This window comes from Acinetobacter sp. (assembly GCF_036666595.1).
Lineage (GTDB): Bacteria > Pseudomonadota > Gammaproteobacteria > Pseudomonadales > Moraxellaceae > Acinetobacter.
The window spans coordinates 1-500 of record NZ_JAVWVO010000174.1 but is presented as its reverse complement, the minus strand read 5'-3'; the positions used below and the strand labels follow the sequence as shown (position 1 = coordinate 500).

General features: G+C 31.4%; 1 pseudogene. It reads left to right on the top strand.

Features of this window, described 5'->3' with window-relative positions:
• Positions 1 to 247: 247 nt before the first annotated feature.
• A pseudogene (locus RR876_RS17450) lies at positions 248 to 500 on the top strand (protease SohB); the annotation flags it as partial.

Here is a 500-nt window from a genome sequence, read left to right as displayed (position 1 = left end):
CCATTTTGAAAATGGTCAGTTAGTCAAGGCCGTAAAGTCTCAGCCGAATGCCATGGTACTCTTCATTTCAAAGGAATTAGGTGTGATACATCAAAGACAGCTTGAAACTCAAACTTTAATAAAATGAGTTCTATTAAATACTCAACTTTCGACAGATAAATATTTAATTTAAAAATAGCTATTGAAAAATATTACTATTGACCTAATCTAAGTTAAAAGCCTAGGCCTATTAGAGAATATAAATTCTATGTTATTTCATTTACCTAAAGTACCTGCAGAGATCCATATTGGTCATTTAAATGCACGTATTAACGAACAAAGAAAAAGAATTGCGCAAACAACGTCTTCTAAACTAGAGCTTTTACAACTGACACAACAGTTTTCTAAAGAAGCACGTTTAAGAAAGAAAAATAACCAAAAAGTCTATGTTTTAGATTTTAAAGGTGATGTTCAAGCTTCTGCTGTTGAAAATTTACGTGAAGAAATCACGCTGATTTTGG